Origin of the sequence: Geodermatophilus siccatus (assembly GCF_900103785.1) — a bacterium.
GTDB classification, from domain to species: domain Bacteria; phylum Actinomycetota; class Actinomycetes; order Mycobacteriales; family Geodermatophilaceae; genus Geodermatophilus; species Geodermatophilus siccatus.
In genome coordinates, this window is record NZ_FNHE01000011.1 from 17,510 (window position 1) to 31,142 (window position 13,633).

The following is a 13,633-nucleotide window of genomic DNA, read 5'->3' on the forward strand; positions in this document are numbered from 1 at the left end:
ATGGGCGGCCGGCCTCGACGTCGGGATCACGCGAGGTCGAACCGGTCGAGGTTCATGACCTTGTCCCACGCGGCCACGAAGTCGCGGGCGAACTTCTCCTTCGCGTCGTCGCAGGCGTAGACCTCCGCGATGGCCCGGAGCTGGGAGTTGGAACCGAAGACCAGGTCGGCGGCGGTGGCGGTCCACCGGACCTCGCCCGAGGCGCGGTCCCGGCCCTCGTACACGTTCTCGGCCGACGTGGACGTCCTCCACTCCGTGCGCATGTCGAGCAGGTTCACGAAGAAGTCGTTCGTCAGGGTCCCCGGCCGGTCGGTGAGGACACCGTGCGGTGCCCGCCCGTGGTTGGCGTCCAGGGCCCGCATGCCGCCGATGAGGACCGTCATCTCCGCCGCGGTGAGGTTCAGCATGTACGCCCGGTCCACCAGGAGGGTCTCCGGCGAGAGCTTCTCCCCGGCCCGGAGGTAGTTGCGGAACCCGTCCGCGGTGGGCTCCAGCACGGCGAACGTGTCGGCGTCCGTCTGCTCCTGCGAGGCGTCGGTGCGCCCCGGCGCGAACGGCACCGTGACGTCGTGGCCGGCGTCCCTCGCCGCCTGCTCCACGGCCGCGCACCCGCCCAGGACGATCAGGTCGGCCAGCGAGACCCGCGTCCGGCCGGACTGGGTGCCGTTGAAGCCCCGCTGGACCTGCTCGTAGACCGGCAGCACCCGGGCCAGCTCCGCGGGGTCGTTGACGTCCCAGTCCCGCTGCGGCTCGAGTCGGACCCGGGCCCCGTTGGCGCCGCCCCGCTTGTCGGTGCCGCGAAAGCTCGCCGCCGACGCCCACGCGGTGGCGACCAGCTGGGAGCGGGACAGCCCCGAGTCGAGCAGCGTGCGCTTGAGGGTCGCGACGTCGTCGTCCCCGATCAGGTCGTGGTCGACCGGGGGCACGGGGTCCTGCCACAGCTGCGGCTCGGGGACCCAGGGGCCCAGGTAGCGAGCGAGCGGGCCCATGTCGCGGTGCAGCAGCTTGAACCACGCCTTGGCGAACGCCTCGTCGAGCTGCTCCGGGTGCTCGAGCCACCGCCGGGTGATCTCCCCGTAGACGGGGTCGACGCGCAGCGCGAGGTCGGTCGTCAGCATCATCGGCGCGTGCCGCCGCGACGGATCGTGGGCGTCGGGGACGGCGTCGGCCGCGGCGTCGCCCTGCGGCATCCACTGCTTGGCCCCGGCGGGGCTCTCGGTCAGCTCCCACTCGTGGCCGTACAGCGTCTCCAGGAAGCTGTTGTCCCACCGGGTCGGGGTCGGCGTCCACGCGCCCTCGAGCCCGCTGGTGAGCGCGTCCTGCCCCACGCCGCTGCCGTAGCTGTTCTTCCAGCCGAGGCCCTGCTGCTCGATGGGGGCGGCCTCGGGTTCGGGTCCGATGTAGGACGGGTCGACCGCGCCGTGGGTCTTGCCGACGGTGTGGCCGCCGACGATCAGCGCGACCGTCTCCTCGTCGTTCATGGCCATGCGGCGGAAGGTCTCGCGGATGTCGCGGGCGGCAGCCAGGGGATCGGGGTTGCCGTTCGGCCCCTCGGGGTTCACGTAGATCAGGCCCATCTGCACGGCGCCGAACGGCCCGGTCAGCTCCCGGTCGCCGGTGTAGCGCTCGTCGCCGAGCCAGGTGTCCTCCGGTCCCCAGAAGATCTCCTCGGGCTCCCAGATGTCCTCCCGCCCGAAGGCGAAGCCGAACGTCTGGAACCCCATCGACTCGTAGGCGCAGTTGCCGGCGAAGATCAGCAGGTCGGCCCAGGACAGCGCGCGGCCGTACTTCTGCTTGATCGGCCACAGCAGCCGCCGCGCCTTGTCCAGGCTGGCGTTGTCAGGCCAGCTGTTGAGCGGGGCGAAGCGCTGGGCGCCGGAGCCGCCGCCGCCCCGGCCGTCGGCGATGCGGTACGTGCCGGCGGCGTGCCAGCTCATCCGGATGAACAGCGGCCCGTAGTGGCCGTAGTCGGCCGGCCACCAGGGTTGCGACGTCGTCATCAGGTCGAACAGGTCCCGCTTCAGCGCCTCGACGTCGAGGTTCGCGAACTCCGCCCTGTAGTCGAAGTCCTCGCCCATCGGACCGGGCGCGGGGCGGCGGAGAACCGTCAGGTCCGGCTGGTTGGGCCACCAGTCCTGGTTGGTCCTGGGCCGGTGCGGCTTCGGAGTGGGGGACGGGATCGCCGGGTTCTCGCTCTCGCTGACGCTGTCAGTCACGTTGTTCTCCCCCTTGTCTCGCTGTCTCCCTCAGATGGCTCTGCAGTCCCGACAGAAGGCTCGGCAGTCCCGACGCCGGTGGCTCGGGTCCGAGGCCGTGCTGCTCCACCGGTGCGAGGGCTGCGTGTCCGCGATCGGTCGCCGGACGCCGCAGGACTCGCCGCGACACCCCCGGGACACCGGCCCGTGGACGACCTGCACCGCCACCCGCGTCCGCGACGCGGCACCACCCGCCGCGGCGTCGGGGCCGGCTCCGGCCCCGGCCGGCAGCGCCGGGTGGGCCTGCGCCCTCGCCCGCCACCGCCGGCGTGGGGTCGTCCCGGGACGAGCTGTGGGTCAGCCCTTGGCGTACGTCTCGGCCGTCTTGCTCTCGAACTCCAACGCCACGACCGGTTCCTCACCGACGACCCAGGCGTCGTGGCCCGGCTCGAGGCGGTAGACGTCACCCGCGCCGAGGTCGGCCTCGGCGCCGTCGTTGGCAGCGACGTGGATCGTGCCCGACACGAGGAACCCCAGGTGCGCAGCCTGGCAGCTGTCCCCGCCGACCACCGGTCTGATGCACTCCGACCACCTCCAGCCCGGCTGGAGGGTGTAGCGGCCCACGGTGGCGTCGCCCAGGTGGACGACGCTCATGCTGGTCTTCTCCGGCGTGCGGGTCTCATCGGGGTGGTCCATGTTCTTGAACTCGATGCTGGCCATCGCCGGGTCCTCCTCTGGTGGAGATCAAGGACCTGAATCGACCGGGCCGCGTCCCGCACAGCGACAGTCGGTCGGGAAGCCCTGGTGTGCTGGGCAGGACCGTCCGGTCCAGACAACTGTCGTCGCGCGACGCTGGGAGGTCAACGATCTCCGCCGCGACCAGGCCGAGCCCGTTCAGCGATCGGATCCGCAGGACGGACCCTGGGCGGGGCGGACCCGGACCAGGTTCATGGCGGTCATGGTCAGCACGACGGTGCCGTCCTGCCGCATCAGCTCGACGCGCGTGCGCACCAGCCCCCGGTCAGGCTTCGACCGCGACGGCCGGGCCTCGGCGACCGTCGTCCGCAGGGTGAGCTCGTCGCCCGGCCGCACCGGGGCCACCCACCGCAGCTCGTCGACCCCCGGGGAGCCGAGGCTGGAGACGGGGGAGAGGTACTCGTCGGCCAGCAGCCGCATCATCAGCGCGCAGGTGTGCCAGCCGCTGGCGATGAGCCCGCCGAACGGCCCGGCCGCCGCGGCCTCGGCGTCGACGTGGAACGGCTGCGGGTCGAACCGGCGGCCGAAGTCGACGACGTCGTCCTCCGCGACCCGCAGCGGGCCGTGCTCGGCGGTCGTCCCGGGCACGTAGTCCTCGAACCAGCGCTCGCTCACGACGTGGGCCGGTTCGCTCCCGCGGGACGCTCCGCTCCTCGCTCGTTCCTCGCTGACGGGCTTCCGTCCCTGTCCGCTCACGACGTGGACCGTAGGGCGTTACGGTGCGTCCCGTGCTGCCGCCCACCGGCCCCCTCGCGGGCACCCGCGTCGTCGAGCTGGCCGGTCTCGGCCCCGCGCCCTACGCCTGCCTGCTGCTGGCCGAGCTGGGCGCCGACGTCGTCCGGGTCGACCGGCCCGGCGGCGGCACGCAGCTGGTGCCCCCGGAGCGGGACGCGCTGAACCGCAGCCGCCCCTCGGTCGCCGTCGACCTCAAGACCCCGGCCGGCCGCGACGTCGTCCTCCGGCTGGTGGAGAGCGCCGACGTCCTGGTCGAGGGGCTGCGCCCGGGCGTCACCGAGCGGCTCGGCGTGGGCCCCGACGACGCCCTCGCCCGCAACCCGCGGCTGGTGTACGCGCGGATGACCGGCTGGGGCCAGGACGGCCCGCTCGCCGATCGCGCCGGGCACGACATCAACTACCTGGGGCTCACCGGCGCCCTGCACGCCATCGGGACGGCGGAGGCCCCGGTCCCGCCGCTCAACATCGGCGCCGACTTCGGCGGCGGCGCGCTGTTCCTCGTCGTCGGCGTGCTCGCCGCCCTGCTCGAGCGGCAGACGAGCGGGCGCGGCCAGGTGGTCGACGCGGCCATGGTGGACGGCGCCAGCTCGCTGGTCACGATGGTCTACGGCCTGCTCGGCGCCGGCGCCTGGCAGGACCGCCGCGCGGCCAACCTGCTCGACGGCGCCGCTCCCTTCTACGGCACCTACGCCTGCGCCGACGGCCGGCACGTGGCGGTCGGCGCCATCGAGCCGCAGTTCCACGCCCAGCTGCTCGCGGGCCTGGGCATCGACCCCGGCGCGCACGGCGGCCAGCTCGACGTCGCCCGCTGGCCCGAGCAGCGCGCGCGGATCGCCGCCGCCTTCACCACCCGCACCCGCGACGAGTGGGCCGGGACCTTCGCCGGCACCGACGCCTGCGTGACGCCGGTCCTGGGGCTGACCGAGGCGCCGCGGCACCCGCACCTGGCCGCCCGCGGCACCTTCGCCGACCGCGGCGGCCACCCCGAGCCCGAGCCGGCGCCGCGCTTCTCGCGCACGCCGGGCGCGGTCCGCGGGGCGCCCCGTGCGCCGGGCCAGGACACCCGCACGGCGCTGCTCGCGTGGGGCTTCGGCGAGGAGGAGGTGGCTGGCCTGCTGGAGGCCGGCGCCGTGGTGCAGGCGGACCGGGGGGAGCAGCGGTGAGCGACGGGGTGCGGGTGGAGCGGCGCGAGGGCGTGCTGGTCGTCACGATCGACCGGCCGGAGGCGCGCAACGCGCTCGACCGCGCCGTCGCCGAGGGCGTGGCCGCCGCGGTCGACGAGCTCGACGCCGACGAGGACCTGCGGGTCGGCGTCCTCACCGGCGCCGGGGGGACCTTCTCCGCCGGCATGGACCTCAAGGCCTTCCTGCGCGGGGAGACCCCGGCGATCGAGGGCCGCGGGCTGTGCGGCATCACCCAGACCCCGCCGCGCAAGCCGCTCGTCGCCGCCGTCGAGGGCTGGGCGCTGGCCGGCGGTTTCGAGCTGGTGCTCGCCTGCGACCTGGTGGTGGCTGCCGAGACCGCGCGCTTCGGGGTGCCCGAGGTCAAGCGCTCGCTGGTCGCCGCCGGCGGCGGCGCGCTGCTGCTGCCGGCGCGGGTGCCGCGCAACGTGGCGATGGAGATGCTGCTGACCGGCGACCCGATCGACGCCCGGCGGGCCGCGGAGGTCGGCCTGGTCAACCGGGTCACCCCCGAGGGCGGGGCGTTGGAGGGTGCCCTCGCCCTGGCCGCGACGATCGCGGCGAACGGCCCGCTGGCCCTGGCCGCGACCAAGGCGGTCGTCCTCGGCAGCGCGGACTGGACCACCGCCGAGGGCTGGCAGCGGCAGGGCGAGCTCGTCGCGCCGGTCTTCGTCAGCGAGGACGCCCGGGAGGGGGCGGCGGCCTTCGCCGAGAAGCGGCGCCCGGTCTGGCGCGGCCGCTGAGAGCATGCCGCCGTCCGGGCGGACGGGGAACTACCGTTTCGGTGCACGCGTGGCCGGGGGACGACCGGCACGCGGCCGAGCGACGGGTGGGGGGACAGTGCCGACGACGCAGCGGGACCTCGTGGTGGTCGGTGCCTCCGCCGGCGGCGTGGAGGCGCTGCGCGAGCTGCTGGGCCGGCTCCCGGCCGACCTGCCGGCCGCCGTCCTCGTCGTGCTCCACATGCCGCCGGGGGCGCGCAGCGCGCTGCCGGCGATCCTCGGCCGGGTCTGCGCGCTGCCGGTGCGTCCGGCCCGGCACGGCGACCCGCTGGAGCACGGCACCGTCACCGTCTGCGTCCCCGACGTCCACCTGATCGTCGACGGCGACCGCATCGCGCTGGCCCGCGGACCGCGGGAGAACGGCCACCGCCCGGCCGTCGACGTCCTCTTCCGCTCGGCGGCCCGCGCGGCCGGCCCCCGGGTCGTCGGCGTCGTCCTCTCCGGTGCGCTGGACGACGGGGCCGCGGGGATGATCGCCGTCCGCGCCCGCGGCGGGGTCGGCGTGGTGCAGGACCCGGACGACGCGATGTACGCCAGCATGCCGCTGCACGCGCGCGAGGTCGGCGGCGCCGAGCACGTCGTCCCGGTCGCCGCGATGCCGGAGCTCCTGGCCCGGCTGCTCGAGGAGGAGGTCGACGTGGCCGAGGTGCCACCGCCCTCGGAGCTGATGGAGACGGAGGCCGCGATGGCCGAACTCGACGGCGACGCCTACGACACCGCGGACCGGCCCGGCGAGGCGTCCGGCTTCGGGTGCCCGACCTGCCACGGTGCGCTGTTCACGATCACCGAGGGGCCGATGGAGCGCTACCGATGCCGGGTGGGCCACGCGTGGTCCCCCGAAGCCCTCGCGCAGGAGCAGACGCAGGCCCTGGAGAGCGCCCTGTGGATGGCGTTGCGCGGCCTGGAGGAGCGCGCGGCGCTGAGCCTGCACATGGGCCGGCGGGCCGAGGAGCGCGGGCACCGGCACAGCGCCCAGCGGTTCCGCGTCCGCCACGACGAGGCCCGGGACGCGGCCGCCCAGCTGCGCGGGCTGCTGCACCGCGGCGAGCTGGGCGGCTCGGCGCTGCCGCACGCGGTCGAGGAGGGCTGAGCCGGTGGAGGAGCAGGACCGGCAGGAGGACGACGCGGCGCTCGAGGACGCCGACGAGGAGACGACCGAGGCGGCGACCGGTCCGGACCCCGACCTCGAGGGGCTGCTGGTCTACCTGCGCGAGCGCCGCGGCTTCGACTTCACCGGGTACAAGCGGCCCAGCCTGAGCCGGCGGATCCGGCGGCGGATGGCCGAGGTCGGGGTGGCCTCGTTCGGCGAGTACCAGGACTTCCTCGAGGTCCACCCCGACGAGTTCACGCCGCTGTTCAACACGATCCTGATCAACGTCACCAGCTTCTTCCGCGACACCGCGGCCTGGGACCACCTGCGCGAGGCGCTGCTCCCCGGCCTGCTCGCCGCCGCCGGGCCGGTCGTCCGGGTGTGGAGCGCCGGCTGCGCGTCGGGCCAGGAGGCCTACAGCCTGGCCATCCTGCTGGCCGACGCGCTCGGCGCCGACGAGTTCCGCGAGCGGGTCAAGATCTACGCCACGGACGTCGACGAGGAGGCGCTGTCGCACGCCCGGCAGGCCGTCTACACCGAGCGGGAGATGGCCGGGCTGAGCCCCGCGCAGGTGAAGGAGTACTTCACGCCGGAGAACGGCCGGTTCGCCTTCCGCAAGGACCTCCGCCGGTCGGTGATCTTCGGCCGCAACGACCTGGTCCAGGACGCGCCGATCTCGCACATCGACCTGCTGCTGTGCCGCAACACCCTCATGTACTTCACCGTCGAGACCCAGACGCGCATCCTCGGCCGGCTGCACTACGCGCTCGACCCGACCGGCCTGCTGTTCCTCGGCAAGGCCGAGATGCTGTTCTCGCACAACCGGCTCTTCGCGCCCGTCGACCTCACCCGCCGGTTCTTCCGCAAGCGGGACAGCGCCCCCGCCCTCGACCGGCGCACCGCCGTCCCGGCGGCGCGCACCGTCCCTGCCCAGGCCGACGAGGACCTCGACCGGCTGCGCCACGAGGCGCTGCTGTCCGGGCCGGCCGCCCAGCTGGCGATCGACGGCGAGGGCCGGCTGGCCGTGGTCAACCACCAGGCCGAGCGGCTGTTCGGGGTCGAGCAGCGCGACGTCGGCCGGCCGTTCCAGGACCTCGAGGTCTCCTACCGCCCGGTGGAGCTGCGCGGGTCCATCGCCGAGGCCGCGCAGGCCCGCCGCCCGCTGTGGGTGCGCGGGGTCGAGCGACGCCGGGTCGGCCAGGAGCCGCAGCTGTTCGACGTCCAGGTGGTGCCGCTCCTCCGCGAGGACGGTGGACTGCTGGGCACCACGGTCGTCTTCGAGGACGTCACCCACTACCGGCGGCTGCAGGGGGAGCTGGAGTTCGCCAACCGCCAGCTGGAGACGGCCTACGAGGAGCTCCAGTCGGCCAACGAGGAACTGGAGACCACGAACGAGGAGCTGCAGTCCACGGTCGAGGAGCTGGAGACCACCAACGAGGAGCTCCAGTCGACCAACGAGGAACTGGAGACGATGAACGAGGAGCTCCAGTCCATGAACGACGAGCTCCACGCCGCCAACGAGGAGCTGCGCGCCACCACCGACGAGGTCGGCGCGGTGAACCACTTCATGAGCGGGGTGCTCAGCAGCTTCCGTGCCGGGGTGGCCGTGGTGGACGCCGACCTGCGGGTGCTGGTCTGGAACGCCGCCGCCGAGGACCTGTGGGGCCTGCGCCAGGACGAGGTGCGGGGCCGGCACGTGCTCGACCTGGACGTGGGCCTGCCGATGACCCGCCTGCACCCGCTGCTGCGGCGGCAGGTCGCGGCGTTCGGCGACGGCGTGGACGGCGTGGACGGCGTGGACGGCGACACGCTGGAGCTCGACGCGGTCAACCGGCGCGGCCGGTCGGTGCGGGTGCGCGTCACCGTGACCGCCTTCTCCGAGGTGCCGGGCGAGCGGGCGGGCGCCGTCGTCCTCATGGACCCGATCGGGTAAGGACCACCCCCCCACGCCTCGCGAGCTCGGCGCGGGGCCCTGGAGGGTGGCCGGTTCCAGTACGTCACCAGGCCGGGCGTCACCTGCGGGCGGCGTCGATCACCTCGGCCGCGTGGCCGTCGACGACCAGCAGGGCGAGGTCGCGCAGCTTGACGTTGAGCCGGTTGCTCAGCGCGACCAGCCGCGTGAAGGCCTCGTCGGCGCCGACCCCCAGGAGGGCCATGAGCACGCCCTTGGCCTGGTCGATGGTCGCCCGGGAGGTCAACGCCTTCTCCAGGTTCGCCGCCAGGTCCCGCAGCGACTCGCGCTCGGCCACGTTCTGCAGCACCCCGCCGACCGCGGCGGTCACCAGCTCGGCGATGCGCCGCTTGTCCGCCGCGAAGGCGCCGGCCTGCGCGGCGTAGACGTTCACCACGCCGACCGGCTCGCCGCCCTCGCGCAACGGCAGGGCGAGGACGCTGCGCACGGGGCTGTCCGCGAGCAGCGGGCGCAGTCGCGGCCACCGGTCGTCGGAGGGGAGGTCGTCGACGGTCACCACGACACCGGTGGCGTGGGCGTCCCAGCACGGGCCCTCTCCGGCCTGCAGCTGCCGGCCGTCCAGCTCCTGGGCCACCGCGGAGTCGCTGCCGAGCTGCTGGGGGTCCAAGGGCGAGCCCAGGGTGATGCTGACCGTGGTGGACGCCGGGACGGCGCTCTGCACCAGCACCGCCATGCGGGACAGCAGCCGCTGCCGGTCCTCGTTGCCGAGGGGCAGCGCGGCGAGCTCGGCGAGGGCGGTGGCCAAGCCGAGGGTGTCGGCCGACCCGTGCCCCCAGTCGGGCGGTCGCGCGGCGGACCCGTCCGGGCCCTCGGTGACGGACAGGAGCACCCACTGCAGCCGGGTCTCGGCGGTCTGCCCGGCCGCGGCGTCCGGGAAGCCGAACAGCTCCCCGCGTGTGGCGGCCGGCCCGCGACCGGTCAGGGTGATCCGCAGCCGCTGCTGGTCGGCCGCGCCGGTCGCCAGGGCACGGACGGCCGAGCGGAAGGGCGGCACGTCCTCGGGCTGCAGGTAGACGCTCAGCGGCTTGCCGGCCAGCCGGGGCAGCGGCACCCGCAGGAGCGCGGCCAGCGCGGGGTTGGCGTCCACGAGCTTCCCCGCGCCGTCGGTCTGCGCGAGCGCCACCGGCACCAGGCCGGAGAGCTGGCTGCGCCAGCGGCGCTCCGCCTCGTACCGGCTCAGCAGCGCCTCGATCTGCTCCTGCTGGACCCGCACCTCCTCCTCGGCGACCTTGAGCTCCTCGTGGGCCACCTCGAGGTCGGCGAGCACGTCGAGCGCAGCGGCCGGCGGCATCGGCCGCGTGGCCCCGCCGGGCTCGGCCGGGTCGGGGGAGTCGTTCGACACGGGATCCTCCTCAGGGCCGGGGCGCGGGCGCGCCGCGCCGCGCGTCGACGGCCGCTGCGGAGCGGTTGGCGACCGCCTCGCGGCGGTGCTCGGCAGCCCGGCGGCGGTGCTCGTCGGAGTCCCCGACGCCGCGCTCGGCCGCCCGGTCGTGGGCCTCGGCAGCGGCCTCGTGGCTCTGCGCCGCCCGCTCGTGGCCCGTGATCGCCCGTTCCAGGGCGACCCGGGCGTGGTCGGCTGCCTCGGCGGCCCGCTGCTGGGCCTGCTGCGCGTCGTCCACGCCGCTGCCGGCGGACCCGGCCATCGCGCGGCGCCGCTCGGCCAGTTCGCGGGCGCGCCGGGCGGCCTCCGCGGCCCGTGCCGCGGCGCGGCGGCCGGGGTCGTTCTCGGTCACCCCACGATCGTCCTCGGCGGCGCAAGGTGCCGCCCGGTCGTCCCGGCGCGTCGACGGCCGCGAGCTGCGCAACCGCCCGGTGCGGCACCCTGGCGTGTCGCCGCGGGACGGGATCAGCCAGGATGGTGCGGGCACAGGGGGAAGGAGGGCCACCGTGGGCAAGCACCGGGCACCTGACGCGGACCCCACCGACTTCGACGCAGCCACCAGCGCGCTCGTCGACGTCACCGGGGACTACGAGGTCGACGTCGCGCACACCCGGATCGGCATCCGGGCCCGGCACGCCATGGTGACCACCGTGCGCGGGTCGTTCGGCGACTTCGCCGGGACGGCGCACCTCGACGTCGCCGACCCGGCGGCCAGCTCGGTGTCGCTGCGCATCCGGACGGCGAGCATCGACACCGGTCAGGCCGACCGCGACGCGCACCTGCGCTCCGCGGACTTCCTCGACGTGGAGACGTACCCCGAGATCGTCTTCGTCTCCACCGACGTGGAGCAGGTCGACGAGGAGACCTACACGGTCACCGGTGACCTCACCATCCGGGACACCACCCGGCCGGTGTCGGTGGACTTCTCGCTGACCGGCTCGGCGAAGGACCCGTTCGGCAACACCCGGGTCGGCTTCGAGGGCGCGCTGGCGATCAAGCGCAGCGACTGGGGCCTGACCTGGAACACCCCGCTGGACACCGGCGGCGTGCTGGTCAGCGACCGCATCCAGATCGAGTTCGACGTCTCCGCCGTCCGCGTCTCCTGAAGGGGCGCCACTAGCCCGCGGGCAGCATCGAGCCCTCGGCCAGGTAGCGGGTGTGCCAGCTCAGCGCCTCGGCCAGCAGGTGCGGGGTGTGCCGGCCGGGTGACTCGCGCAGCGCCCGCTCGTAGTAGTCGCGCAGCAGGGGTCGGTAGTCGGGGTGGGCGCAGCGCTCGATGAGCAGCTCCGCCCGCCGCCGCGGCGGCAGCCCGCGCAGGTCGGCCAGCCCCTGCTCGGTGACGATGACGGCGACGTCGTGCTCGGTGTGGTCGACGTGGCTGACCATCGGCACGATCGTCGAGATCGCGCCGCCCTTGGCCGTCGACGGGGTGGTGAAGAAGGAGATGTAGGCGTTGCGGGCGAAGTCGCCCGAGCCGCCGATGCCGTTCTGGATGCGGCTGCCCATGACGTGGGTGGAGTTGACGTTGCCGTAGACGTCGGCCTCGATCAGCCCGTTCATCGCCAGCACGCCCAGCCGCCGGATGACCTCCGGGTGGTTGCTGATCTCCTGCGGCCGCAGCAGGATCCGCTCCCGCAGGATCTGCGCCTCGGCGTCGAAGCGGGTCATGCCCTCGTGGCTCAGCGAGAACGCGGTCGCCGACGCGGACACCATCCGGCCGGTGCCCAGCAGGTCGAGCATGCCGTCCTGGATGACCTCGGTGTAGGCGGTCAGCCCCTCGAAGGACGACGACCCGAGCCCGGCGAGGACGGCGTTGGCGACGTTGCCCACACCGGACTGCAGCGGCAGCAGCTCGGGCGGGACCCGGCCCCGGGCGACCTCGTGCTCGAGGAACTCGACGACGTGCCCGGCGATGGCCCGCGAGGCGTCGTCCGGTGCGGCGAAGCCGCTGTTGCGGTCGGGGGAGTCGGTCTCGACGACGGCGACGACCTTGTCCTCGGGGCAGCGCAGGTAGGGCACGCCGATCCGCTCGTCCGGGCGGGTCAGCTGGATCGGCCGCCGGGCCGGCGGCAGCGCGGTGCCGTAGTAGACGTCGTGCATCCCGTCGAGCGCGGGGCTCTGCCAGGAGTTGACCTCGAGGACCACCCGGTCGGCCCGGTCCAGCCAGGTCTTGTTGTTGCCCACGGACGAGGACGGCACCAGGCCGCCGTCGGTGGTGATCCCGCTGACCTCCACGACCGCGACGTCGAGCGGCCCGAGGAACCCCTCCCACGCCATCTGCGCCACGTGCGACAGGTGGACGTCGATGTACTCCATGAGGCCGCGGTTGATCTTGTCGCGGCTGACCGGGTCGGACTGGTAGGGCAGCCGCAGCTCGATGCCGTCGGCGGCGGCCAGCGCGCCGTCGAGCTCGGGGGCCGTGGAGGCGCCGGTCCAGACGTTGACCCGGAAGGGGTCCCCGGCGGCGTGGACGTCGGAGATCCGCCGGGCGAGGGCCTGGGGGACGGCCTTCGGGTAGCCGGCGCCGGTGAAGCCGCTCATCCCGACGGTGTCGCCGTGCCGGATGTGCCCGGCGGCCTCCTCGGCCGGGACGACCTTCCGCGCCAGCCCGCGGTGGTGGATCCGTCCTGAGCCCGCCATGCGGTCACGCTACGCGGACGGCGCCGATCCGGTGGGCCAGAACGCCAGCAGCGTGCGGACGGCGGTGACCAGGGCGAGGGGCTGGTCGAGCATCGGGTGGTGGCCGGCCTCGGGCAGGTCCACCACGGGCAGCCCGCCGGGCACCAGGGCCGCCATCTCGGCGGCCATGTCCGGGGTCACCAGGCCGTGCTCGCAGCGGAAGAGCGCGGCCGGCGCCGCCAGGCGGGGCAGCAGCCGGCGCACCAGCGGGCGGTTGCCGGAGAAGGTCGGGTCGAACTTCCAGGTCCACCCGCCCTCGACCGGCCGCAGCGAGCCGCGGGCCACGTGCTCGCGGACGTGCGGGAGGTAGACCTCCTGCGGCGGCAGGGTGCGGAACCGCGCCACCGCCGTCTCGAGGTCGGCGTGCACCCGCTGCCCCAGCGACCGGGCGCGCACCCGCTGCTCCTCGGGCGGCTGGCGGTCCAGCGGCGAGTCGATGACGGCGACGCCGGCGACGTCGTCCCCGTGCTCGACGCCGACGGTCAGCGCCACCCAGCCGCCCATGCTGTGCCCGAGCACCACCGGGCGGGCGAGGCCCTCGGCGGCCGCGACGGCGAGCACCTCGCGGGCCCACTGCCCGGTCCCGTAGACCTCCCGCCGGCCGCTGTCGCCGTGGCCGCTCAGGTCGAGGGCGACCACGCGGTGCGTGCCGAGCAGCGGGGCGACGTGGTCCCACCAGCCGGAGTGCGCCGCGCCGCCGTGCACCAGGACCAGCCCGGGCCGGCCCGGCTCGCCCCACGCGCGGTAGTGGACCCGCGCGCCGTCGACGACGACGTCCCGGTGCTCCGGGGCGCCGGCCAGCGCGCGGGCGAACCAGGCGGGGACGCCCTCGCGGGTCTCCGGGGCTCCGGGGCGGGACATC

The 13,633-nt window shown here is 74.8% G+C and carries 12 protein-coding genes; 5 read left to right on the forward strand and 7 right to left on the reverse strand.

What is annotated here, in order from left to right; translation table 11 throughout:
- Nucleotides 1-26: 26 nt before the first annotated feature.
- The 3 genes from katG to BLS21_RS18775 form a co-directional block, all read right to left on the reverse strand.
- Entirely contained in the window at nt 27-2,216 is a 2,190-nt protein-coding gene (gene katG / locus BLS21_RS18765; RefSeq protein ID WP_091222057.1) for a catalase/peroxidase HPI, read from the reverse strand.
- Between the two features lie 336 nt (nt 2,217-2,552).
- Entirely contained in the window at nt 2,553-2,915 is a 363-nt protein-coding gene (locus BLS21_RS18770) for a cupin domain-containing protein (protein ID WP_091222060.1), read from the reverse strand.
- A gap of 174 nt (nt 2,916-3,089) precedes the next feature.
- Entirely contained in the window at nt 3,090-3,566 is a 477-nt protein-coding gene (locus tag BLS21_RS18775; protein WP_091222062.1) for a MaoC family dehydratase, read from the reverse strand.
- Nucleotides 3,567-3,679: 113 nt separating this feature from the next.
- On the opposite strand from BLS21_RS18775, the gene BLS21_RS18780 reads away from it, so the two are divergent.
- The 4 genes from BLS21_RS18780 (at nt 3,680) to BLS21_RS18795 (ending at nt 8,672) form a co-directional block, all read left to right on the forward strand.
- A complete protein-coding gene (locus tag BLS21_RS18780) occupies nt 3,680-4,849 on the forward strand; it encodes a CaiB/BaiF CoA transferase family protein (protein WP_091222065.1) in 1,170 nt (389 codons plus the stop codon).
- Nucleotides 4,846-5,610, forward strand: coding sequence for a crotonase/enoyl-CoA hydratase family protein (locus tag BLS21_RS18785; RefSeq protein WP_091222068.1), 765 nt, complete (start codon nt 4,846-4,848; stop codon nt 5,608-5,610). The genes BLS21_RS18780 and BLS21_RS18785 overlap by 4 nt, the downstream gene beginning before the upstream one ends.
- A 97-nt stretch (nt 5,611-5,707) precedes the next feature.
- Entirely contained in the window at nt 5,708-6,739 is a 1,032-nt protein-coding gene (locus BLS21_RS18790; protein WP_175479641.1) for a chemotaxis protein CheB, read from the forward strand.
- 4 nt (nt 6,740-6,743) lie between these two features.
- Nucleotides 6,744-8,672, forward strand: a complete 1,929-nt coding sequence (locus BLS21_RS18795; RefSeq protein WP_091222073.1) for a CheR family methyltransferase — start codon at nt 6,744-6,746, stop codon at nt 8,670-8,672.
- A 79-nt stretch (nt 8,673-8,751) separates the two neighbouring features.
- On the opposite strand, the gene BLS21_RS18800 is transcribed toward BLS21_RS18795, so the two are convergent.
- Both BLS21_RS18800 and BLS21_RS18805 read right to left on the reverse strand, forming a co-directional pair.
- Nucleotides 8,752-10,053, reverse strand: a complete 1,302-nt coding sequence (locus BLS21_RS18800) for an ANTAR domain-containing protein (RefSeq protein ID WP_091222076.1) — start codon at nt 10,051-10,053, stop codon at nt 8,752-8,754.
- Nucleotides 10,054-10,063: 10 nt separating this feature from the next.
- Nucleotides 10,064-10,444 carry a hypothetical protein gene (locus BLS21_RS18805; RefSeq protein ID WP_091222078.1) on the reverse strand — a complete coding sequence of 127 codons (381 nt, stop codon included), beginning with the start codon at nt 10,442-10,444 and terminating at the stop codon, nt 10,064-10,066.
- 154 nt (nt 10,445-10,598) lie between these two features.
- Between BLS21_RS18805 and BLS21_RS18810 the strand changes: the two genes are divergently transcribed.
- Nucleotides 10,599-11,198 carry a YceI family protein gene (locus BLS21_RS18810; RefSeq protein ID WP_091222081.1) on the forward strand — a complete coding sequence of 200 codons (600 nt, stop codon included), beginning with the start codon at nt 10,599-10,601 and terminating at the stop codon, nt 11,196-11,198.
- Between the two features lie 10 nt (nt 11,199-11,208).
- Here BLS21_RS18810 and scpC read toward each other — a convergent pair whose 3' ends face one another.
- Both scpC and BLS21_RS18820 read right to left on the reverse strand, forming a co-directional pair.
- The gene (gene scpC / locus BLS21_RS18815) at nt 11,209-12,732 is read right to left on the reverse strand and encodes a succinyl-CoA:acetate CoA-transferase ScpC (RefSeq protein WP_091222085.1); all 1,524 of its coding nucleotides are present in this window, start codon (nt 12,730-12,732) and stop codon (nt 11,209-11,211) included.
- Between the two features lie 9 nt (nt 12,733-12,741).
- A complete protein-coding gene (locus BLS21_RS18820) occupies nt 12,742-13,632 on the reverse strand; it encodes an alpha/beta fold hydrolase (RefSeq protein WP_091222087.1) in 891 nt (296 codons plus the stop codon).
- Between the last annotated feature and the right edge of the window lies 1 nt (nt 13,633).